The sequence below is a fragment of the Melaminivora sp. genome, assembly GCF_032059615.1.
Classification (GTDB): domain Bacteria; phylum Pseudomonadota; class Gammaproteobacteria; order Burkholderiales; family Burkholderiaceae_C; genus Melaminivora.
Window position 1 is genome coordinate 35,827 of the sequence record NZ_DAMCAM010000007.1, and the last position, 22,941, is coordinate 58,767.

General features: G+C 70.0%; 17 protein-coding genes. 12 read left to right on the plus strand and 5 right to left on the minus strand.

Annotated features, from left to right (window positions below; all coding sequences use genetic code 11):
* Positions 1-8: 8 nt before the first annotated feature.
* Together ppc and RT051_RS02830 are read right to left on the minus strand one after the other, a co-directional pair.
* Positions 9-2,894, minus strand: coding sequence for a phosphoenolpyruvate carboxylase (gene ppc / locus RT051_RS02825; protein WP_313071281.1), 2,886 nt, complete (start codon positions 2,892-2,894; stop codon positions 9-11).
* An 82-nt stretch (positions 2,895-2,976) separates the two neighbouring features.
* Positions 2,977-4,524 carry an ATP-binding protein gene (locus RT051_RS02830; RefSeq protein WP_313071284.1) on the minus strand — a complete coding sequence of 516 codons (1,548 nt, stop codon included), beginning with the start codon at positions 4,522-4,524 and terminating at the stop codon, positions 2,977-2,979.
* A gap of 145 nt (positions 4,525-4,669) precedes the next feature.
* Between RT051_RS02830 and hemC the strand changes: the two genes are divergently transcribed.
* Genes hemC through RT051_RS02850 form a run of 4 tightly spaced genes read left to right on the plus strand, consistent with a single transcriptional unit; the run spans position 4,670 to position 8,817 of the window.
* Positions 4,670-5,617, plus strand: a complete 948-nt coding sequence (gene hemC / locus RT051_RS02835; RefSeq protein ID WP_313071287.1) for a hydroxymethylbilane synthase — start codon at positions 4,670-4,672, stop codon at positions 5,615-5,617.
* A 12-nt stretch (positions 5,618-5,629) separates the two neighbouring features.
* Positions 5,630-6,448 carry a uroporphyrinogen-III synthase gene (locus RT051_RS02840; protein WP_313071291.1) on the plus strand — a complete coding sequence of 273 codons (819 nt, stop codon included), beginning with the start codon at positions 5,630-5,632 and terminating at the stop codon, positions 6,446-6,448.
* Positions 6,426-7,517, plus strand: coding sequence for a uroporphyrinogen-III C-methyltransferase (locus RT051_RS02845; protein ID WP_313071295.1), 1,092 nt, complete (start codon positions 6,426-6,428; stop codon positions 7,515-7,517). Before RT051_RS02840 ends, RT051_RS02845 begins: the two co-directional genes overlap by 23 nt.
* 28 nt (positions 7,518-7,545) lie before the next feature.
* Positions 7,546-8,817, plus strand: coding sequence for a heme biosynthesis HemY N-terminal domain-containing protein (locus RT051_RS02850; RefSeq protein WP_313071299.1), 1,272 nt, complete (start codon positions 7,546-7,548; stop codon positions 8,815-8,817).
* 23 nt (positions 8,818-8,840) lie between these two features.
* On the opposite strand, the gene RT051_RS02855 is transcribed toward RT051_RS02850, so the two are convergent.
* Positions 8,841-9,083, minus strand: a complete 243-nt coding sequence (locus tag RT051_RS02855) for a TIGR04438 family Trp-rich protein (RefSeq protein ID WP_312306353.1) — start codon at positions 9,081-9,083, stop codon at positions 8,841-8,843.
* Between the two features lie 107 nt (positions 9,084-9,190).
* Between RT051_RS02855 and RT051_RS02860 the strand changes: the two genes are divergently transcribed.
* Positions 9,191-9,496 carry a c-type cytochrome gene (locus tag RT051_RS02860; protein ID WP_313071302.1) on the plus strand — a complete coding sequence of 102 codons (306 nt, stop codon included), beginning with the start codon at positions 9,191-9,193 and terminating at the stop codon, positions 9,494-9,496.
* A gap of 87 nt (positions 9,497-9,583) precedes the next feature.
* Here RT051_RS02860 and RT051_RS02865 read toward each other — a convergent pair whose 3' ends face one another.
* Positions 9,584-10,075 (minus strand): LapA family protein, encoded by a 492-nt coding sequence (locus RT051_RS02865; RefSeq protein WP_313071305.1) that lies wholly within the window; start codon positions 10,073-10,075, stop codon positions 9,584-9,586.
* Positions 10,076-10,288: 213 nt separating this feature from the next.
* Positions 10,289-12,286, minus strand: a complete 1,998-nt coding sequence (gene acs / locus RT051_RS02870) for an acetate--CoA ligase (RefSeq protein WP_313071309.1) — start codon at positions 12,284-12,286, stop codon at positions 10,289-10,291.
* Between the two features lie 770 nt (positions 12,287-13,056).
* On the opposite strand from acs, the gene proV reads away from it, so the two are divergent.
* The 7 genes from proV (at position 13,057) to RT051_RS02905 (ending at position 22,909) form a co-directional block, all read left to right on the plus strand.
* The gene (gene proV / locus RT051_RS02875; RefSeq protein ID WP_313071312.1) at positions 13,057-14,352 is read left to right on the plus strand and encodes a glycine betaine/L-proline ABC transporter ATP-binding protein ProV; all 1,296 of its coding nucleotides are present in this window, start codon (positions 13,057-13,059) and stop codon (positions 14,350-14,352) included.
* 19 nt (positions 14,353-14,371) lie between these two features.
* Positions 14,372-15,742, plus strand: coding sequence for a glycine betaine/L-proline ABC transporter permease ProW (gene proW, locus RT051_RS02880; RefSeq protein WP_313071315.1), 1,371 nt, complete (start codon positions 14,372-14,374; stop codon positions 15,740-15,742).
* A gap of 178 nt (positions 15,743-15,920) precedes the next feature.
* Positions 15,921-16,940, plus strand: coding sequence for a glycine betaine/L-proline ABC transporter substrate-binding protein ProX (gene proX, locus RT051_RS02885; RefSeq protein ID WP_313071319.1), 1,020 nt, complete (start codon positions 15,921-15,923; stop codon positions 16,938-16,940).
* Between the two features lie 210 nt (positions 16,941-17,150).
* A complete protein-coding gene (gene proX, locus RT051_RS02890) occupies positions 17,151-18,212 on the plus strand; it encodes a glycine betaine/L-proline ABC transporter substrate-binding protein ProX (RefSeq protein WP_313071323.1) in 1,062 nt (353 codons plus the stop codon).
* A 108-nt stretch (positions 18,213-18,320) separates the two neighbouring features.
* Positions 18,321-19,457 carry a DNA topoisomerase IB gene (locus RT051_RS02895; protein WP_313071327.1) on the plus strand — a complete coding sequence of 379 codons (1,137 nt, stop codon included), beginning with the start codon at positions 18,321-18,323 and terminating at the stop codon, positions 19,455-19,457.
* A gap of 190 nt (positions 19,458-19,647) precedes the next feature.
* Positions 19,648-21,591, plus strand: a complete 1,944-nt coding sequence (locus tag RT051_RS02900; RefSeq protein WP_313071330.1) for a TonB-dependent receptor — start codon at positions 19,648-19,650, stop codon at positions 21,589-21,591.
* A gap of 49 nt (positions 21,592-21,640) precedes the next feature.
* Positions 21,641-22,909: an HmuY family protein gene (locus tag RT051_RS02905; RefSeq protein WP_313071334.1), complete on the plus strand. Its 1,269-nt coding sequence runs from the start codon at positions 21,641-21,643 to the stop codon at positions 22,907-22,909.
* Positions 22,910-22,941 lie beyond the last annotated feature (32 nt).

A 22,941-nucleotide genomic window follows, 5' to 3' on the forward strand; every position in this document is an offset into this window, starting at 1 on the left:
CGGGCGGGTCAGCCGGTGTTGCGCAGGCCGGCGGCGATGCCGTTGATGCAGATGTGGATGCCGGTCTGCACGCGCTCGTCGCCCTGGCCCGCGCGCCAGCGGCGGATCAGCTCGACCTGCAGGTGGTTGAGCGGGTCGATGTAGGGGAAGCGGTGGCGGATGGAGCGCGCCAGCGCCGCGTTGCCCGCCAGGCGCTGGCGCTGGCCGGTGATGCGCGCCAACGCCTCGCCTGTGCGCTGCCACTCGGCCTCGATGGCGCCGAAGACGCGCCGGCGCAGGCGGGCGTCGGGCACCAGCTCGCTGTAGCGCGAGGCCAGCGCCAGGTCGCTCTTGGCCAGCACCATGTCCATGTTGGACAGCAGGGTGTGGAAGAACGGCCAGTGGCGATACATTTTCTGCAGCAGCTGCAGCCGGGCCTTGCCGTCCTGGCCGGGCGCGCGCACGAAGGCCTCCACCGCCGAACCGAAGCCGTACCAGCCCGGCAGCGTCACGCGGCACTGGCCCCAGCTGAAACTCCAGGGGATGGCGCGCAGGTCCTCGATCTTCTGGCTGGCCTTGCGCGACGCCGGCCGCGAGCCGATGTTGAGCTCGGCAATCTCGCGGATCGGCGTGGCGTTGAAAAAATACTGCGTGAAACCCGGCGTTTCATAGACCAGGCCCCGGTAGGCCGCCATGCTGGCCTGCGACAGCTCCTCGGCCGCCGCCAGAAACGCCTCGCTCGCGGGCTTGGTCGGCTGCAGGAGCGTCGCCTCCAGCGTGGCTGCCACCAGGGTCTCCAGGTTGCGCCGGCCGATCTCGGGGTTGGCGTATTTCGAGGCGATGACCTCGCCCTGCTCGGTCAGCCGGATCTGTCCGCGCACCGTGCCCGGCGGCTGCGCCAGGATGGCCTGGTAGCTGGGCCCGCCGCCGCGCCCCACGGTGCCGCCGCGGCCGTGGAACATGCGCAGCGCGATCGGCGTGCGCGCCCCGGCATTCATCTCGTCGAACAGCTCCACCAGCGCGATCTCGGCGCGATACAGCTCCCAGTTGCTGGTGAAGATGCCGCCGTCCTTGTTGCTGTCGCTGTAGCCCAGCATGATGTCCTGCAGCGCGCCGCTGTTGCGCACCAGCTCGGCCACGCCCGGCAGCGCATAGAACTCGCGCATGATGGATGCGGCGCTCTGCAGGTCCTCGATGGTCTCGAACAGCGGCACCACGATCAGGTCGGTGCGCGCATCGGCGTCGCCCAGCGCGCCGCGCATCAGGCCCACCTCCTTTTGCAGCAGCAGCACCTCCATCAAGTCGCTCACCGTTTCGGTGTGGCTGATGATGTAGTGGCGGATGGCCTCGCTGCCGTAGCGCTGGCGCAGCGCATGCGCCGCCTCGAAGATGGCCAGCTCCCCCGCGCTGTGCTCGCCATAGTGCACGCCCACCACGCGCAGCGGGCGCGCGTCGGCCAGCAGGCGCAGCAGCAGCGCGCGCCGCTCGCTCTCGGGCAGCTGTGCGTAGTCGGGCTCGACGCGAGCCGTGGCCAGCAGCTCGGCCACCACGCGCTCGTGCTGGTCGGAGCTCTGGCGCAGGTCCACCGTCGCCAGGTGAAAGCCGAACACCTCGACCGCGCGCATCAGGGGCGCGAGCCGCTCGGCGGTCAGCAGCGCACCGCGGTGCGAGCGCAGCGAGGCCTCGACCACGCGCAGGTCGGCCAGGAACTCATCGGCGCTGGCGTAGGCGTTCTGCGGCGCCACGGCATGCCGCGCCGCCTCGGCGCCGCTGAGCGCGCGCAGGGTGGCGGCCAGACGCGCGTAGATGCCGGTGAAGGCACGCCGGTAGGGCTCGTCGCGCCGGTGCGTGCTGGCGTCCGGCGACCGCTCGGCCAGCTCCAGCATTTCCGGCGAGACGGCCACCAGCCGCGAGGACAGCGACAGCTCGCCGCCCAGCAGGTGCACCTGTTCGAGGTAGTGGCGCAGCGCCACCTCGGCCTGGCGCGACAGTGCCAGCGACAGCGTGGCCGCGCTCACGTTGGGGTTGCCGTCGCGGTCGCCGCCAATCCACTGGCCCATGCGCAGAAAACTCGCCACCGGGTGCGCCGCGCCCAGCTCACGCTCGAGTTCGGCGTAGATGCGCGGGATCTCGCCGAGGAAGGTGTATTCGTAGTAAGACAGCGCGTTCTCGATCTCGTCGGCCACGGTCAGCCGATCCGGGCGCAGCAGCCGCGTCTGCCACAGCTGCGCCACGCGGGCGCGCAGCTGCGTCTCGTTGGCCGCAAGCTCGCGCGGGGTCAGCGTGTCGCGCGTGCTCTTGTAGAGCTGCGCGCGCGTGGCGATCTCGTCGCGCCGGGCCAGCAGCTGGGCGATCTCGCGCTCGGCGTCCAGGATGCTCTTTCTCTGCACCTCGGTCGGGTGCGCCGTGAGCACCGGCGCCACATAGGCCTCGGCCAGCGTCTCGGCCACCGCGCGCGGGGCGATGCCGGCCCAGCGCAGGCGCGCCAGCGCCACCTCGATGCTGCCTTCCTGGCTGCTGCCGGCGCGCTCGTGCACGGCGCGGCGGCGAATGTAATGCCGGTCCTCGGCCAGGTTGGCCAGGTGGCTGAAGTAGGTGAAGGCGCGTATCACGCTCACCGTCTGGTCGCCGGTGAGCGACTTGAGCAGCTTCTTCAGCGCCCGGTTGGCCTCCTGGTCGGCGTCGCGCCGAAAGGCCACCGAGAGCTTGCGGATCTGCTCGACCAGCTCGTAGGCGGCAGCGCCCTCCTGCTCGCGGATCACGTCGCCCAGGATGCGCCCGAGCAGCCGGATGTCCTGCGTCAGGGGCTGATCCTTGTCGGTGCGGCGCGCGGGCGCGGCAGATGACGTGGCAAGAGGCGCGGCGGGAGAGTCAGGCTCGGCCGTGGCGCCGGCTCGTGGGGTGGAAGCGGTCATGCGCGAAAGGTCTCCTGGAGCACCCGCGGCAGCGGGGCGGGTGGGCGCGGCATGCTAGCACCGGCAAGGCCCGGCGCCAGGCTCACAGCGCCAGCGTCTCGAAGGCCACGATGTTGCGCTCGTCCCGGCTGAACTCCACGCCGATCAGGTGCACGGGCAGGCCGGCGGCGCGGTATTTGTCGGCGTAGCGGCGCTCCAGCAGCTGCTGAAGTGCCCGGCCCTGGGGCGCGAACTCCACCACTTTGAACTCGAACAGATAGACGCGCCCGGCCCAGCGCACGGCCATGTCGATGCGCCCGTGGTTGGTGACGTCCTCCAGCACGATGTCCACCCCCAGCGCGGCAAAGTGGCTGTAGAACACGCTGGCCCAGTAACCCTCGTACCCGGCAATGGCGTTGTTGCGGTGCCAGTCGTGCGGGATGGTGGCGAAGAAGGCATGGAACACCTCGCGCATGCCCGCCACGTCGCCTGCCTGCAGCAGCCGGTACAGCCTGCCCATCTGCACCGCGTAGTGACTGCCGTGGTCGGTGAGCGCCTGCAGCAGGGCGCCGTTCAGGGCCGTGCGCACCTCCAGGTTGGGGTAGCGCAGTTCGATCTGCGTCAGGCCCGGGATGTAGTCCACCCGCGCGATGGTCAGGTACCCCGCCTGGAACATCAGCGCCTCGGTGGGGATGGTGTCCACGTCGAAGGTGGACAGCAGCGTCTCGGGCGCGATCAGACGCTCCAGGTCGGGGGTGAACTGCTGGCGCTGCGTCAGCAGCTTGATCAGGAAGGTGGGAGTGCCGGTCTCGAACCACCAGGGGCGGAACTGCCGCTCCTGGAACAGCAGCAACAGGTCAAAGGGGTTGTAGACCGCCTCGCCCGTCCAGTTGTAGCCGTTGTACCAGCGGCGGATCTCCTGCCGGTCCAGGCTGGGCAGCTCGGGCGCAAACACCTTGTCCACGTCCTCATCGGTATAGCCGCAGATCGCGCTGAATTCCGGGCTCAGGGTGATGTCGCGCAGGTTGTTCAGCCCGGAAAACAGGCTCACCTTGCTGAACTTGGACACACCCGTCAGGAACACGAATCGAATGTCCGCATCGCTGTCCTTGATGACCGAATAGAAATCCTTGAGCGCCTCACGGATGCCGCGTGCGCGCTCCTTGTCCTCGATGCGGTCCAGGATGGGCTTGTCGTACTCGTCCACCAGCACCACCACGCGCTGGCCGGTGGCCTGCGCCAGGTGCCGGATCAGGCTGCGAAAGCGCTCCGGATTGGTCTGGTCCACGGCCTTGAGGCCAGCCTCGGCCTCGTGGCGCATCAGGTGCGAATCGAGCCGTGCCTGCAGGTCGGCGGCGTCGTGCACCACGCCGCCGCCGAAACTGAAGCGCAGCACGGGGTGCTTCACCGACCAGTCCCAGTGCTCTTGCGCATGCAGGCCGCAAAAGAGCGCGGCATTGCCCTCGAACAGCTCCTTGAGCGTGTCTAGGAACAGGCTCTTGCCGAACCGCCGTGGACGCGAGAGGAAGAAGTGCGAACCCTGGGCCACCAGCTGCAGGGCCAGCGGCGTCTTGTCGACGTAGTAGTACGCGTCGCCCTCGCGGATCTTGGCGAAGGTCTGGATGCCGATGGGCAGCTTCTTGCGGATCATGGTCCGGCCATTCTAGGAAAGCCCGCCGCGCCGGCCCGCGGTGCCTGGCGGCACGCCTGGGGCGGTCGTGCTGCAGCGCAGCATGCTAGCATCCTGCGCTGCCCCGCAGCCGCTCTGGCCGGGGCCGTGAAAGAGCCCTTCTCCGATGAGCCAGACCCCTGCTGCCGCCACCCCCTCCTCCCTCGTGATCGCCACGCGCGAAAGCCAGCTTGCCCTGTGGCAGGCCGAGCATGTGCGGCAGCTGCTGGCCGCGCGCGGGCACGCCGTCGAGCTGCTGGGCATGACCACGCGCGGAGACCAGATCCTGGACCGCACGCTGTCCAAGGTCGGCGGCAAGGGCCTGTTCGTCAAGGAGCTCGAGGTGGCCCTGGAGGAAGGCCGCGCCGACATTGCCGTGCACTCGCTCAAGGACGTGCCCATGGAGCTGCCCGAGGGCTTTGCCCTGGCCTGCGTCATGGAGCGCGAGGACCCGCGCGACGCCTTCGTCTCGCAGCGCTGGGCCAGTCTGGACGAGGTGCCCCGGGGCGGCGTGGTCGGCACCTCCAGCCTGCGCCGCCAGGTGCTGCTGGCCGCGCTGCGCCCGGACCTGCGCATCGAGCCGCTGCGCGGCAACGTCAACACCCGGCTGCGCAAGCTCGACGAGGGCGAGTACGACGCCATCGTGCTGGCCGCCGCCGGCTTGAAGCGCCTGGGCCTGCAGGAGCGCATCCGCAGCGTTTTCACGCCCGAGCAGATGCTGCCCGCCGCCGGCCAGGGCGCCCTGGGCATCGAGGTGCGCACCGGCCGCGCCGACCTCATCGCCGCGCTGGCGCCACTGGCGCACCAGCGCACCTGGCTCACGGTGACGGCCGAGCGCGCGGTGAGCCGCGCCATGGGCGGCAGCTGCTCCATGCCGCTGGCCGCACACGGCCAGTGGGACGGCGATGCACTGCGCCTGCGCGCCGCCTGGGGCGACATGGAGGGGCGACTGGCCCTGGTGCGCGCCGAGCGGACGGCCACCGTGCAGACGCTCGATCAGGCCGACGCGCTCGGCCTGGCGGTGGCTGCGTGCCTGCGCGAGGGCGGCGCCGTTGGTGCCGGCCCCGCTGCCTGAGCCCGAACTGCCATGCGCGCCATCGTGACCCGCCCGGCATCCGAGGCCATGCACTGGGCGCGGCAGCTGCAGGCCCGGGGGGTGCAGGCCGTGGCGCTGCCGCTGATCACGATCGGCCCGGTGCGCGCGCCCCAGCTGCGCGAGCGGCTGGCGCAGGCGAGGCGTGAGCAGGGCAGCTACCGCGCGGTGATGTTCGTCAGCGGTAACGCAGCCCGCCATTTTTTTGAGTCAAATCACCATCCAGCCCTTGAAGGACAAGGATTTTGCGCTACTAAAACCAGAGCATGGGCGCCCGGCCCCGGCACGGTGCAGGCGCTGCTGGCCGCCGGCCTGCCGCGCAGCCGTATCGACGCTCCGCCCGAGGCCAGCGCGCAGTTCGACTCCGAGGCGCTGTGGCCTGTGGTGGCGCCACAGCTGCGCGCGGGCGACCGCGTGCTGATCGTGCGCGGCGCCGGCCACCCGGCGGCCGAAGGCGGCAACGGCCGCGAATGGCTGGGCCGGCAGCTGCGGGCCGCCGGCGTGGCGGTGGACTTCGTCGCCGCCTACGAGCGCACGGCGCCCGTGTGGGACGCGGCCCTGCTTGCGCAGGCGCGCGGGGCCGCTGCCGACGGCTCGACGTGGCTGCTGAGCAGCTCCGAGGCGCTTGGGCACCTCCTGGCCGCGCTGCCCGACCAGGACTGGCGTGCCGCGCGGGCGCTGGCCACGCACCCACGCATCGCTCAGGCGGCGCGGGCCGCCGGGTTTGGCCAAGTGCGCGAATGCCGCCCCACCCTGGACGATGCCGCTGCCTCGATAAAATCCTTCGATCATGCCGACCGAGCCCATCCCTGAGCCGAACGCAGTTCCTGCGGCGCAGCCCCTGCCGCCCGCGCCGGCCACTGGCCGTGTGGCGCTGGTGGTGGTCGGGCTGGTCGCCGCCGCGGCGCTGGCCAGCTCCGTGCTGCTGTGGCAGCGGCTGTCGGCCATCCAGGAGCAGCTGGCGCGCCAGAGCGCCGATTCTGGAGCCCAGGCCATCGAGGCGCGCACCATGGCGCGCGAGGCGCAGGAGACCACCCGCGAGGCCTCGGCCCGCCTGGCGCTGATGGAGGCGCGCGTGGGCGAGGTGGCGCTGCAGCGCAGCCAGCTCGAGGAACTCATGCACAGCCTGTCGCGCACGCGCGACGAAAACCTGGTGGTGGACATCGAGGCCAGCCTGCGCTTGGCGCAGCAGCAGTCGCAGCTCACCGGCAGCCTGCAGCCGCTGGTGGCCGCCCTTCGCAGCGCCGACCAGCGCATCGAGCGCGCCGCCCAGCCGCGCCTGGTGCCGGTGCAGCGCGCCATCGAGCAGGACCTCGAACGCCTTGCGCGCGCCAGCGTCACCGACACGGCGGGGCTGCTCGGGCGGCTGGATGACCTGGTGCGCCAAGTGGACGAGCTGCCCCTGTCGTCCGCCGTCGGCCAGGGCAGCGGCCTGCACCGCGCCGCAGACGGGCGCGACACGGCGCCGGGCCAGGGGGGCGCGCAGACCGCGCCGCCGCAGGCCGAGCCGGCCTGGCGGGCGGCGCTGCGCCAGGGCTGGACGGGACTGCGCGAGGAGGTGCGCGGCCTGGTGCGGGTCAGCCGCATCGACCAGCCGGACGCCATGCTGATCGCCCCTGACCAGGCCTTCTTTTTGCGCGAGAACCTCAAGCTCAAGCTGCTCAACGCCCGCCTGGCGCTGCTGGCGCGGCGCATGGACTCGGCGCGCGCCGACCTGCAGCTGGCCAGCGCCTCCCTGGGCAAGTATTTCGACCCGGCCTCGCGCCGCACGCAAGGCGCCATGAATGCCCTGCAGCAGCTGCAGGGCCATATCCAGACGGCCGGGACGCCGCAGCTGGAAGACACCTTCGCAGCCCTGTCCACCGCGGCCGCGGGCCGCTGAGCGCCCAGGCACGGCAGGCGACAACCCCATGCGCGCAGCACTCTGGCTCCTGGCTCTGTTCGGCGTCGCGGTCGCGGGCGCCCTGTTCGCCGGCAACAACCAGGGCACGGTGACGGTGTTCTGGCCGCCCTATCGCGTCGACCTGTCGCTCAACATGGTGCTGCTTCTGCTGCTGGGCGCCTTTGCCCTGCTGCACGCCGCGCTGCGCGGCATGGCGACGCTGGTAGAGCTGCCCGGGCGGGCGCGCCGCTGGCGAATGCAGCAAAAGGAGCGGGCCATGCACGGGACACTGCTGGAGGCGCTCACGCAGCTGCTGGCCGGCCGCTTCCTGCGCGCCCGGCGCGCCGCCCAGTCGGCCATCGCACAGCAGGAGGCGCTGGCGGGCGCGCCCGAGCGCGTGCCGCACGCGGTCGCGCTGCGCACGGTCGCGCAACTGGTGGCCGCCGAGGCCTCGCATGCGCTGCAGGACGGCGCCGCGCGCGACGCCCACCTGCAGCAGGCCCTGGACGGCCTGCCCGAGCGCCCCACGGGCAGCGAGGTGGAGCTGCGCGAAGGCGTGCAGCTGCGCGCCGCGCGCTGGGCCCTGGACGAGCACGACGCCCAGACGGCGCTTGAGCGCCTGGCGGCCCTGCCCTCGGGCGCCGCGCGCCGCACGCTGGCGCTGCGCGCGCGCCTGAAGGCCACGCGCCTGTCGTACCGCACGGCCGAGGCGCTGGACACCGCCCGCCTGCTGGCCAAGCACCGGGCGTTCTCACCGCAGGCGGCCGCCAGCATCGTGCGCGGGCTGCTGCTGGAGCTGATCGGCGGCGCGCACGACAGCGCGCAGCTGCAGCGCATCTGGCAGGGCCTGGATGCCAGCGAGCGCCAGATGCCCGAGGTGGCGGTGCAGGCGGCACGGCAGCTGGCACGCCTGGGCGGCGAGCCGGCGCAGGTGCGCGCCTGGCTGCTGCCGGTGTGGGAGCGCCTGGCCGAGCCACTGCCAGAGCACCAGGCGCTCAAGCTCATCGGTGTGCTGCAGGACAACCTGGACGGGCTGGACGGGCCCTGGCTGGCCCGTATCGAGGCCGCCAGCCAGGCACGCCCGCGCGATGCGCGTCTGCAGTACCTGTCGGCCATGGCCTGCCTGCAGCGCGAGCTGTGGGGCAAGGCACGCCAGCTGCTGGGCCAAGCCGCGCCGCAACTGGCCGACCCGGCCCTGCGTGCCAGCGCCTGGCGCGCCCTGGCGCAACTGGCCGAGCAGCGCGGCGACGAAGCCGAGGCACTGACCGCCTGGAAGCAAGCCGCGCAGGTCGCCCGCTAACAGCGTTGATGGGCAAGCAGCGCTCAGCGGCGCTTGCGCGGGCCCATGCCGAGGCCTTCCTTTTGCTTGGCGATGCGGTCGCGCTTGCGCTGGTCCATGCGCTCCACGGCGCGGCGCTTGGTGTAGCCCGAGGCATCGGCCCAGGCCCACCAGGCCGCGGTCACGGCGAACGGAGACAGCACCCACCACCATGACCACTGCGCCACAGGGTCGATCTCCAGGTATTTGAGCAGTATCAACAGCAGGCCCAAAAGCAGCGTATACACGGTCACATCCTCCTCTGCGGAGCGGGCTTTGGAGGCCTCCCGTCAACCGCGAACACTACAATCCAATCAAGGTCAAAATGTACTTCAACCCCCACAGGAAACTCATCATGAAGCGCACTCTCATCACCCTCGCCATGACGCTGTCGGTTGCCGTGCCCGCCATGGCCGACCAGGCCCTGGCCACGTCCAAGAACTGCATGGCCTGCCACGCCGTGGACAAGAAGCTGGTGGGCCCCGCCTACAAGGACGTGGCCGCCAAGTACGCCGGCCAAGCCGGCGCGGCCGACAAGCTGGCCGAGCACATCATGAAGGGCAGCTCCGGCGTGTGGGGCCCCGTGCCCATGCCCGCCAACCCCCAGGTCAAGCCCGACGAGGCCAAGAAGCTGGCCAGCTGGGTGCTGACGCTCAAGTAAGCACGCCGGGCCCGGGTGCCGGCCGGGCGCCCGCTTGCCAGGCCAAGCCGCCGCGCTCCATGCGCAGCGGCTTTTTTCATGGGCGCGTCAGGGGTGCAGGCCGGGATCGATCCGCCCGGCAGGGTCGGCCGCGGGTGCCGGGCCCCGGCGCTGCAGCTGGTCCTCGAGCTGGCCGACATAGGCGGCGGTGACGTTTTCCGACTCGCGGGCGCGCGCGCTCATGCGCGCCTCCAGCGCATCCAGCCGGGCCAGCACGGCCGTCTGCTGGGTTTCGAGGAAGCCGCGCAGCTCGGTGAAGCGCGAGGCCTCGGCCTTGTCGGCCAGTTCGCGCTGCGCGGCCAGCTCGCGGGTGTGGCGGCGCGTCTCCATCAGCACCGAGCCCTGCAGCGTCAGAACGTAGGCGATGAAGAACACGGCCAGCAGCGCGGTCAGCGCCAGCATGATCAGCCCCAGCGGGGCCTGGACGGTGGTGAGGCCCAGCGAGACCGTGGTGGGCAGGGTGAGGGTGGGCCAGTTCAGCGCCGCCAGCGCGGCGATGGCCACCACGATGAGTAGCAGCAGGAGTGTGCGCAGGGTCATGGGAAAGCGCTCCATGGGAAAGGGATCGGGGCCGGCTTGCGTTCAGGCGCGGCAGCCCAGTTTGTAACCGAAGCCTGGCGCGTCGGCGGCGCGAACGGCGGCATTCGCGCGCCCTTCCTACAGTGGCGCGCGGCGCGCCAGCAAAAAGGCCGCCCGGTCGGGCGGCCTGGGCGGGGCCGGCGTCCAGCGGTGCCGCCCGTGCCGGCTGCCGGCTCAGTTGGTCTCGGCCAGCTGCTCCAGGATGGCCGGGTTCTCCAGCGTGCTGGTGTCCTGCGTGATGGCCTCGCCCTTGGCCAGCGAGCGCAGCAGGCGGCGCATGATCTTGCCCGAGCGCGTCTTGGGCAGGTTGTCGCCGAAACGGATATCCCTGGGCTTGGCGATGGGGCCGATCTCGCGGGCCACCCAGTCGCGCAGCTCCCGGGCGATCTGCTGCGCCTCCTCGCCGCTCGGGCGCGGGCGCTTGAGGACGACGAAGGCGCAGATGGCTTCGCCCGTCAGGTCGTCGGGGCGGCCCACCACCGCCGCTTCGGCCACCAGATCGGTCTTGGCGACCAGCGCCGACTCGATCTCCATGGTGCCCATGCGGTGGCCCGAGACGTTGAGCACGTCGTCGATGCGGCCAGTGATGCGGAAGTAGCCCCGGTCCTCGCTGCGCACCGCGCCGTCACCGGCCAGGTAGATGGTGCCGCCCAGCTCCTCGGGGAAGTAGCTCTTCTTGAAACGCTCCGGGTCGCCCCAGATGGTGCGGATCATCGAGGGCCAGGGGCGCTTGATGACCAGCATGCCGCCGGCGCCGTTGGGCAGGTCGCGGCCGGTCTCGTCGACGATGGCCGCCTGCATGCCCGGCAGCGCCAGCGTGCACGAGCCCGGCACCAGGGGCGTGGCGCCCGGCAGTGGGGTGATGACATGGGCGCCGTTCTCGGTCTGCCAGAAGGTGTCCACGATGGGGCAGCGCTCGCCGCCCACGTTCCGGTAGTACCACATCCAGGCTTCGGGGTTGATGGGCTCGCCGACGCTGCCCAGGATGCGCAGGCTCGACAGGTCCCAGTTTCTTGGGTGCACGCGCTCGTCGGAGTCGGCCGCCTTGATGAGCGAGCGGATCGCCGTCGGCGCGGTGTAGAAGATGCTGACCTTGTGGCGCTCGATCATTTCCCAGAAGCGCCCGGCGTGCGGATAGGTGGGCACGCCTTCGAACACCACCTGCGTGGCACCCGCGGCCAGCGGGCCGTAGGCGACGTAGGTGTGGCCGGTGATCCAGCCGATGTCGGCCGTGCACCAGAACACGTCCGAGGGCTGCATGTCGAAGGTCCACAGCGTGGTCTGGCGCGCCCACAGCAGGTAGCCGCCGGTGGAGTGCTGCACGCCCTTGGGCTTGCCGGTCGAGCCGCTGGTGTAGAGCACGAACAGCGGGTGCTCGGCGCCCACGGGCTCGGGCGCGCATTCGGCCGGCTGGCCCTGCAGCGCCTCGGCAAAGCTGATGTCGCGTCCCTGCACGCGCTTCCAGGCGGTGGGGGTGCGCTCATAGACCAGCACGGTCTGGACGGCCTCGCAGCCGCCCATCTCCAGGGCCTCGTCCACGATGGCCTTGAGCGGCAGCTCCTTGCCGCCGCGCAGCTGGTAGTTGGCGGTGATGACCATGACGGCGCCGATGTCGATGGCACGCTCCTGCAGCGCCTTGGCCGAGAAGCCGCCAAAGACCACGCTGTGCGTGGCGCCCAGGCGCGCACAGGCCTGCATGGCCACCACGCCCTCGATGGTCATGGGCATGTAGATCAGCACCCGGTCGCCCTTCTTCACGCCACGCGCCTTGAGGGCGTTGGCAAAGCGGCCCACGCGTTCGAGCAGCTCGCGGTAGCTGACCTGGGTGACGGCGCCGTCGTCGGCCTCAAAAATGATGGCGGTCTTGTGCTCGACCTCGGTGCCCATGTGGCGGTCCAGGCAGTTGGCGCTGGCGTTGAGCTCGCCGTCGGCAAACCACTGGTAGAACGGCGCGTTGGACTCGTCAAGCACCTGGGTGAAGGGCTTGGTCCAGACCACGTTCTCGCGCGCCAGGCGCGCCCAGTAGCCCTCGAAATCGCGCTCTGCCTCGGCGCACAGCGCCTGGTAGGCCTCCATGCCGGAGACGCGTGCAGCGCGCACCGTCTCCTCGGACGGAGGGAAGACGCGGTTCTCGATCAGCACGGACTCGATCGCGGAAGGGGTTGCACTCATGGGTCTTGTCTCCTGCACAAAGCGAAAAATTCGGACGCAACTGTCCGTCTCGGGACTTACAGGCCACTGACGCGCCCTGAAGGGCGGGCAGGTGCTGCAGCGCGAGGGGACCCACCGCGTCCGATTTTTGGATGAAATGAGGCCCAAGCCCTTGCGGAGCTTCGCCTCTGCGCTATGAATAACGCAGTGCAAGCACTGCAATCTTCATTTTTCTCTTATCACGGAAGCAATAACCATTGTTTTGACTCAAACAGCATCAATTTATATACTTTCGTGATGTTTTACAACCTGCCACGCAGGTAATCCCCTTCTTCAGGCGCCCCATCGGAGCCGCCGGACGGAAGGGGATCGCGGCAGCGGCCCGTCTTTTATGCGGGCGTTTTGCTGCCCTGGCCGAGGTTTCGGCCCTGATGCTTGTGGTGCCCGGCCGCGCTTGAGCGCGGCGCTGCGGCGCCCGCACTGGCTTCGAAAGCCCCTTGGGGTACTTTCGCTGTCACGTGTTCCCTGAGGCCCTTGCGCACCATGTTCGGGTGCCATTCGGGCCGACCAGGTCACTGGTTGCTTGTCTCTTCCTGTGTCCGCATTCGCGGCGAAGTCCGTCGTGCCGCCATCCGTCCGGGTAGCGTTGCACGGGCTGCGCCGTCGCATCGGGGTGTTGGTTTGCGTGTGCACGTGCGCCATGCCGTGCTTCGGTCTTCGTGCCCCGGGCGCCTTGTGCAGCCCTGGGGACCTTCGCGCGCATTGAACTGGAATGAGGGAGGAGCCACAACATGGCCAAACAGATCGTCATCGATCACGTCTTCAAGGTCTTCGGCGACGAGCCGCAGCAGGCGCTGCAGCTGGTCGAGCAGGGCCTGTCCAAGCAGGAGATCCTGGAACGCACCGGGCATTCCATCGGCGTCTTCGACGCCACCTTCACCATCGAGCCCGGCGAGATCTTTGTCGTCATGGGCCTGTCGGGCTCGGGCAAGTCCACGCTGGTGCGCATGCTCAACCGTCTGATCGAGCCGACCAGCGGGCGCATCCTGGTCGATGGCCAGGACATCGGGCGCCTGAGCGAGTCCGACCTGCGCGCCCTGCGCCGCAAAGACATCTCCATGGTGTTCCAGTCGTTTGCGCTGATGCCGCACCTCACCGTGCTCGACAACACCGCCTTCGGGCTGGAGCTGGCCGGCGTGGGGCGCCAGGAGCGCCAGCAGGCGGCCGAGCAGGCGCTGGCCCAGGTGGGCTTGGCCGGCTGGGGCGCGAGTTACCCGGATGAGCTGTCGGGCGGCATGCAGCAGCGCGTGGGTCTGGCGCGGGCGCTGGCGTCCGACCCGGCCATCCTGCTGATGGACGAGGCGTTCTCGGCCCTCGACCCCATCATCCGCACCGAGATGCAGTCCGAGCTCCTGCGCCTGCAGGAGCAGCAGCGGCGCACCATCGTCTTCATCTCGCACGACCTGGACGAGGCCATGCGCATCGGCGACCGCATCGCCATCATGAAGGACGGCCAGGTGGTGCAGGTCGGCACGCCCGACGAAATCCTGCGCTGCCCGGCCGACGACTACGTGCGCAGCTTCGTGCGCGGGGTCGATGCCGCCGCCGTCTTCAAGGCCGCCGACATCGCGCGCCAGGCGCTCACCGTGGTCTCGGCGCAGGGCGACCGGGGCTGCCGCGCGGCACTGCGCATCCTGGAGGACTCGGACCGCGAGCACGCCTATGTGCTGACCAGCGACCAGCGCTTCCTGGGCGTGGTGTCGTCCGCGTCGCTGCGCCGCGCGCTGCACGGCCATCAGGGGCCGCTGGGCCTGCGCCATGCCTTCTTGCCCGACGCCCCGGCCATCGAGGCTGCCATGCCCGTGTCCGACCTGTACGGCCCGCTGTCCAGCGCGCCCTGTCCGTTGCCGGTGGTCGATGAATCCGGGCGCTACCTGGGCGTCGTCAGCCGCACCGGCCTGATGCGCTTCCTGGACCGCGACACGCCGCCCCTGCCGCCCGAGCAGGAGGAGCGCGCCCCGCTGCAACTGAATCCGCATTTCCCGCAGACCGCCGACCCCGTGGCCCCGGCCCTGGCGGCGCACTGACCCGAGGAGGAGACCCCGCATGCAAGAAACCGCAACGACCCCCCCCACCGGCATTCCTGAACGCCCTGACAGCAACCCCTGGTCGGCCGACGCCGCGCCGGCCACCCAGCCGCCTGCCGCCGATCCGTGGAGCGGCGACGTCGCCGCCACCGCCGTCCCGGCCGACCCCTGGAGTGGCGATGCCGCGGCAACGGCCGCGCAAGCCGACCCCTGGGGCGGTGACGCCGCCGCCCCCGCGGCCAGCGACCCCTGGGGCGGCGACGCCGCCTCGGCCGACCCGGCCGCCGGTGCCGACTGGCTCAGCAGCGCCGCGCAGTCCAGCGCCGCGCCGGACGGCGATGGCAACAGCATCGCCGCCCTGTGGCACCAGATCCAGACCGACGGCCTGCCCATCCAGGGCTGGATCAACGACGGCCTGCACTGGGTGGTGGAGAACTTCCGCCCCTTCTTCCAGGCTGTGCGCACGCCCATCGACACCACGCTGACCGGCGTGACCGACGCGCTGCTGGTCGTGCCCGCCCCGGCCATGATCGCGCTGGCGGCCCTCGTCGCCTGGCAGTTCGCCGGCCGCGCCATGGCGATTGGCACGGCGGTGTCGCTGGCGCTGGTCATGCTGCTGGGCATCTGGCCCGACGCCATGGTCACGCTGGCGCTGGTGCTGACCTCGCTTTTGTTCTGCGTGCTGCTCGGCCTGCCCGCTGGCGTGCTGCTGGCCGCCAGCGACCGCGCCCAGCGCATCACCCGTCCGCTGCTGGACGCCATGCAGACCACGCCGGCCTTTGTCTATCTGGTGCCGGTGGTCATGCTGTTCGGCATCGGCAACGTGCCGGGAGTGATCGTGACCATTGTCTTTGCCCTGCCGCCGCTCATTCGCCTCACCAACCTGGGCATCCGCCAGGTGCGCCCAGATTTGATCGAGGCCAGCCGCGCCTATGGCGCCTCGCCCTGGCAGCTGCTGTGGAAGGTGCAGCTGCCGCTGGCCATGCCCAGCATCATGGCCGGCATCAACCAGGCGCTGATGCTCTCGCTGTCGATGGTGGTCATCGCCTCCATGATCGCCGTGGGCGGCCTGGGCCAGATGGTGCTGCGCGGCATTGGCCGCCTCGACATGGGCCTGGCCACCGTGGGCGGCCTGGGCATCGTGCTGCTGGCCATCGTGCTCGACCGCCTGACGCAGGCCATGGGCGAGCCCGGCCGCGGTGGCGAACGCTGGTGGCACACCGGCCCGGCCGGCCTGCTGACGCGCACGCTGCGCCGCCGCCCGGCGACCGCCCCGGTGCAGACCGCCGCCCAGCCGGCCACGCCCGCTGCCGCCACCCCTCCCCAGGCCCCAGCCGGCAAGCCTACCACGTCCGACTTGCCCGCCATGGGCCGCCAGCCGGCGGTCTGACCCTTCCCTGTCTTGCTCCTTCCCCCACTGGGGGAAGGCGGGGATGGGGGCCGGCGGGTTCTGGCGCGCCGTGTCGCGCGGCCACCGTCGCCGGTCCCCACCCCAACCCTCCCCCAGAGGGGGAGGGAGCTGAACTCCCGCAAGTCATTTTTCCCACCCACGAAAGGAAATCCCAAGGATGACAACCACCCACCCCGCCCTGCGCACCCGCCTGTCCACCCTGGCCGCCGGCCTGGCCCTGGCCCTCGCCGGCTCGGCCTTTGCCGCCGACCAGCCCGGCAAGGGCGTCGCCGTGCAGCCGCTCAAGAGCTCGATCGCCGAGGAAACCTTCCAGACCCTGCTGGTCATGAAGGGCCTGGAGCAGCTCGGCTACGACGTCAAGCCCATCAAGGAGGTCGAGTACCCCACGGCACACATCGCGATTGCCAATGGCGACGCCACCTTCCTGGCCGACCACTGGAACCCGCTGCACTCCGACTACTACAAGAACGCCGGCGGCGAGGCCAAGCTCTACCGCAAGGGCATCTTCTCGGGCAATGCTGCGCAGGGCTACCTGATCGACAAAAAGACCGCCGACCAGTACAAGATCACCAACATCGAGCAGTTGAAGCAGCCCGAGATCGCCAAGCTGTTCGACACCAACGGCGACGGCAAGGCCGATCTCACCGGCTGCAACCCCGGCTGGGGCTGCGAGGGCGTGATCGAGCACCAGCTGGACGCCTACGGCCTGCGCAACACGGTGACGCACAACCAGGGTTCGTACTCGGCGCTGATCGCCGACACCATCACGCGCTTTCGCGAAGGCAAGCCTGTCCTGTACTACACCTGGACGCCCTACTGGGTGAGCAACGAACTCAAGCCCGGTCGCGACGTCGTGTGGCTGGAGGTGCCGTTCTCCTCGCTGCCCGGCGAGCAGAAGGGCATGGACACCAAGCTGCCCAATGGCAAGAACTACGGCTTCGTGGTGAACAACCAGCACATCCTGGCCAACAAGGCCTGGGCCGAGGCCAACCCGGCCGCCGCCAAGCTGTTCGAGGTCATGCAGCTGCCCGTGGCCGACATCAACGCGCAGAACCACCTGATGAGCCAGGGCCAGAACAAGCCGGCCGACATCGAGCGGCACGTGAGCGGCTGGATCAAGGCGCACCAGCAGACCTTCGACGGCTGGCTGGCGCAGGCGCGCGCTGCGGCCAAGTAAGCCGCGGCAAGCCCCGCCCTCTCTTTTCACTCCCTCTCCGCCTCGGGGGAGAGGGCAGGGGTGAGGGGGCGGTTCAAGGGCGGCACCCGTTTCGTCGACCCTCACCCCAACCCTCTCCCGCACGCGGGAGAGGGGGCCAAAACCAGCGTCCATCAAGCGTTGCACGCTACCGAAACCATTGCACGCAGCGCGCCAATCCTAGAAAGACACATGCACATCACTCAGCAAACCACCCTCTTCTCCCTCCCCTCCCTCCCCTCCCTGCTGCGCCGCGGCGCAGCGCTGGCAGCCTTCTCGCTGGCGGCGGCAACCGCCGGCCCGGCCCTGGCCAACACCACCCAGCCCGGCCAGGGCGTCAAGGTCACCATCCTCAAGAGCTCGCTGGCCGAAGAATCCTTCCAGACCGTCGTCGCCATGAAGGCCTTGCAGGCGCTGGGCTACGACGTCGCTCCGTACAAGGAAGTCGAATACCCCCTGGCCCACATGGCCGTCGCCAACGGCGACGCCACGCTGATCGCCAACCACTGGAACCCGCACCACTCCGAGTTCTACAAGGCCGCCGGCGGTGACGCCAAGCTCTCGCGCAAGGGCGTGTACTCGGCCGGCGCGGCGCAGGGCTACATGATCGACAAGAAGACGGCCGATCAGTACAACATCACGCACATCGACCAGCTCAAGGACCCGAAGCTCGCCAAGCTCTTCGACATGAGCGGCGACGGCAAGGCGGATCTGGTCGGCCCCAACGCCGGCTGGGGCGGCGAGGCCGTGGTCGAGCACCATCTGGACACCTACGGCCTGCGCTCCACGGTCAACTATGTGCAGGGCAACTACCCGGCGCTCATCACAGAGACGCTGGCGCGCTATGAGTCCGGCAAGCCGGTGCTGTTCTACGCCTGGACGCCGCACTGGCTGAGCAACGTGCTGAAGACCGGCCAGGACGTGGTCTGGCTGCAGGTGCCCTACTCGGCCATGCCGGGCGTGCAGGCCGGCACCGACACGCAGCTGCCCAACGGCAAGAACTACGGCTTCCCGCTGAACAACGAATACATCGTCGCCAACAAGGACTGGGTGGCGAAGAACCCGGCCGCCGGCAAGCTGTTTGAGGTCATGCAGATCCCGCTGGCCGACATCAGCGCGCAGAACCGCCTGATCCACCAGGGCGAGAAGAGCGCCGCCGACATCGAGCGCCACGCCGATGCGTGGATCCGCGCGCACCAGAAGACCTTCGACGGCTGGCTGGAGCAGGCCCGCGCCGCGGCAACCGGCAGCTGACGCCGCCGCCCCCTGGGCCGCCCCGCGCCCATCGCAGGCCAGGCGCCCACGCGCGCGGTTGATCCTCACCGACAGCCGCGCGCCCGACCCTGGGGTGTGATCGGCGCCATGCCCGATGCCGCCCCGCCCGCTCCCGACACACCCCTGCCCGCCGGCCTAGTCCATGCCGACCGCAGTCAGCCCGGCATCACCCGCGTGCGCGTGAAGGGCGGCTTCGACTACCGCCTGCCCGACGGCGCCTGGCTGCGAGACGAGGCGCACCTCGCGCACATCCGCCGCCTGGCCATTCCGCCCGCCTACACCGACGTGTGGATCTGCACCCAGCCCAACGGCCACCTGCAGGCCACCGGGCGCGACGCGCGCGGGCGGCTGCAGTACCGCTACCACCCGCAGTGGCGCGTGCTGCGCGACGCCTCCAAGTTCGAGCGCATGCGCGCCTTCGGCCAGGTGCTGCCGCGCATCCGCGCCCGCGTGGCGCGCGACCTGGCGGGCAGCGGCCGGGCCCTGACGCGCAAACAGGTGCTGGCCGCCCTGGTGCGGCTGCTGGACACGACTTTCCTGCGCGTGGGCAACGAGGAATACGCCGTCGCCAACGGCTCCTACGGCCTGACCACGCTGCGCGCCCGGCATGCGCAGGTCAAGGGCAGCAGCACGCTGCTGCAGTTTCGCGGCAAGAGCGGCGTCATGCACCAGGCGCGGCTGGACGACCCGCGCGTGGCGCGCGTGGTGCGCCGCTGCCGGCAGCTGCCCGGGCAGGAACTGTTTCGCTACCAGGACGAGGACGGCGCCCTGCACTGCCTGGGCTCGGGCGACGTGAACGCCTATCTGGCCGACATCGCGGGCGACGCCGGTCATTTCACCGCCAAGGACTTTCGCACCTGGCATGGCACGGTGCAGGCGCTGGAGCTGACGCGCGCGGCGGCCCTGCGCGCCACGGCCGATGCCGCCGCAGCGGCGCGTGGCGCAGCCCGCCGGATCGTGACCGAAGTGGCGCGCCGCCTGGGCAACACGCCTGCGGTCTGCCGCAAAGCCTACATCCACCCCGCCGTGCTGGCCCTGGGCGAGGGACTGGACGAGGCAGTCGTCGCACCCCGGTTGCGGCGCCTGTGGCAGCGCTTGGCTGGAACCGGCTCCAGCCCCAGGGGCCTGGCGGCCGCCGAGCGCCGGCTGCTGGCCTTCCTGCGCCGAACGCCGCGATCAGCGGCCTTTCGACCTGCTGCGCGCGCTCGGGCATCCATGCATTGAGGAAAAGCGCGGAGCCAGCCAGTGCGGACCTGGCAGGCAAACGTCCGGGAATCCAAACCCAGGACTTTTATCAAGAATCATTATCATTTGCATTAAGATAAGCGTTTGCATCCGGCCAACCCTCTTTCACTCTTTCATGCCAGCCCTCCCTGCCCACAATCCGCTGTGGCTTCTACCTCTGCTGGCAGCCTTGCCCGCCCAGGCCCAGCAGCCTGATGAGGCCGCCACCCTGCAACCTTTGGTTGTCACGGCCACGCGCAGCGAGCGCGCCATTGACGAAATCCCCGTGCGCACCGAGGTGGTCACACGCCAGGAGATTGAGCGCACCCACGCGCGTACGCTCAAGCAGGCGCTGGAGAACGTGCCCGGCCTGCAATTGCGCGAGGTGCTGGGCAAGTCGGGCTACGAGCTCTCGTTGCAGGGTCTGGGCGCCGACCAGGTACTGGTACTGATCGACGGTCTGCCGATCACTGCCAGCACGAGCTCTACGGTAGACCTGAGCCAGTACCTGCTGTCGGAGGTGGAACGCATCGAAGTCGTCAAGGGCGCAGCTTCCTCGCAGTACGGCAGCTCGGCCATGGGCGGCGTCATCAACGTCATCACCCGGCGTACACCGGCGGGTTTCGGCGGCACGGCTTCCGTGGACATCGGCAGCTACGGTCGGCAGAACGACAGCGGCAGGGGCACCGACGCCAATGCCCGCCATGCGCGCTTTTCCCTAGGCGGCGGTGGCGAGCACTGGCGTCTGGCGCTGTCGGGCGACATGGTGGACGACGACGGCTTTGGTGTAGACCCGGCGCTCTATCCCCGCCAGGGCGATGCCAGTGCCCGCCGCCAGCTCAGCGCGCGTGGCGAATGGCTGCCCGGCCCGCATGGGAAGGCCTGGGCCGAACTGTCGCGTTACACCGAGGACGACACCCAGCGGTACTACCGGTTCGTGCCCCCGGTCAACGTGGCGCAGAACAAGCGTGAGGACATCACGCGCGACCGCGCCAGCGCTGGCGTGTCCTGGCGTTTCGGCAACGGCCTGCGCGCGCAGGTACAGGGCGTGCACGAGGACTACGACAGTCGCTCTGACGGCTACTCCAATGATGTGCTCGCCACCATGCGGCGCGCTCGCATGCGCACCCAGCATGTAGGCACCCAGGTGGACCTGCCTGCCTGGGGGCGCCAGCTGTGGATGCTGGGCACGGACTGGCACCGCGAGAGCCTGGCGCAGGCCAGCAACGGTGCCTCCGAGCTGCTGGGCGTGGGCAATGCCGAGCGCACCAGTAACGAAGTCTTCGTGCAAAACGACATCGTGTTGAGCGACCGCTGGGAATTACTGCTGGGACTGCGCGGCCAACACGACTCGGACTTCGGCGGCCACTGGGCGCCCAAAGTCAGCGTGCGCGGCAACGTTTGGGACGGCGGGGACTGGCAAGGCGTGCTGCGCGCCAGCGTTGGCAGTGGCTACCGCGTGCCCAATCTGAAGGAGCGCCACTACCTGTTCGACCACAGTGCCCTGGGCTACCGCGTGGTGGGCAACCCCAACCTCAAGCCTGAGTCGTCCACCAGCTGGCAGTTGGGCGGCACGCTCACGCGCGGCGAGGCCCTGGCTCTGGAAGCCAACGCCTTTCACAACTCCGTGCGCGACCTGATCCAGACCGACCTGGCGCGCGCCACCACCATCGATGGCCTGACCTACTACAGCTATGCCAACGTGGCACGCGCGCGCACCAGCGGGCTGGAGCTGAGCGGGCGCTGGCGCGCCAGCGCGGCCTGGGACTTCACCGGCGCCTACACCCATACCCGCACGCGCGACGACGCCACGGGGCTGGAGTTGACGCGCCGCCCGCGCCACATGGCGCGCCTGGGCGCGGACTGGCGCATGCAGCCGGCCACCACGCTCACGCTGCGCGCGCGCTGGCAGGGCGACGAGCTGGCCGACAGCGCCAGCCGCGCACGCTCGCCCGGCTGGGCCGCACTGGACGTGGCCATCAATCACCGTATCGGCCGCGCCACCACGCTGTTCGCCGGCGTGAACAACCTCGCGGGCCGCCAGCGCGACTTCGCCGACCCGGCCGACTTCAGCCCTGTCGCCGGGCGCTTCGTCTATGTCGGCGCCAAGGTTTCGTTCGGCCATGGCCGTTGACTCCTGCCTTTTCCCGTCCTTGTCTAAACCCTTTGAGGAGACTGTTTCCATGCATCCTGCCCGTCCCTTGCATTGCCTGCTGACCGCGCTGGCTACTGCGGCGCTTGCCGCCTGCGGTGGCGGTGGCGGTGGCAGCTCACCCAGCGACGACCCTGCCCCTCCGCCGGCCGTGACCAGCAAGTTCACACAGAAGGCCGCCTGGACCTTCGCGCTGCCAGCCGCTGGCGAGTCGGTGTGCTATGACTTCGACGCCAGGGCCGCGGCCAATTGCACCGGTGCCACCTGGGACGTGAAAGTGGTGAGCGGCGGACGCTCGGCCGAGCTGTTCACCAACAGCGGCGCCAGCGGCAGCGGCGCAGGCGGAGCCTTCGGCGGGCCTTTCGTGCATACCTGGAGCGAGCTGCAGCGCTGGAACGATGCGCTGGTGGATCCCCAGGCCGGTGCCATTCCCGCCGCGCTGTACGCGCCCGACGCGGCGCGTGGCGTGTTCGGCGGCAGCAACTCCATCCAGAGTGCCGCGTTCGAGTACGACCTGAACGGCACACACCAGCTGCACCCCAACTTCCGCGTGTTCCTGATCACCACCAACAGTGCCTCGGCCGATATCGGTGGCGCGGCCGGTCCGGTGTTCGCGCTGCAGCTCACCGGCTACTACGGCGGGCCCACCGGTGCCGCCTCCGGGTGGCCGTCATTCCGCTGGATCGACACCGCCAACCCCGGGACCGTGCGCAAGGCCTCCGTGAATGCATCCGAAGGCTGGGTGTACTACGACCTGGCCAGCGGCAGCACGACCACCGCGTCCGGGTCATGGCATATCGCCTTCAACCGCTACAGCGTCAAGCTCAACGGCGGCGTGTCGGGCAAAGGCAATGTTGCCGGCTTCCTGGCCACAACGCCCGAAGGCTTCTATGGCGCCGACGGCACACCCGTGGTGGCCAAATTCAATGCCGTTGCCAATCTGGAAGCCACCCTGGCCGATCTGACCGGTTCGCTCACCGGACCGCGTACACCCAGCGCCTGGATCAAGGACGCGGTGGGCTCGCAACTGTCCCCGGCCTACACCGGCACCTATCCCGGGGCCTTGAACTACGGGTGGTACAGCTACTACCCCACCGAAGCGGCAGCCGCTGTCGTAGGCCTGGGTCAGCACCAGCTCAAGGCCCATCCCGACGCCGCCGCGCTGGTCAGGTCCGGCGAAGGCAACAGCTATGCGCGCATGCACCTGGCCGGCATCCAGTACGCCCCGGCCACGCCCGCGCACAGCGGCGCGCAGACCTGGACTTTCGAATTCGAGGTCCAGCCAGCCCCAGGCCGCTGATCCGCCCCGGCATCCACTGCCCCGTTCCCGCT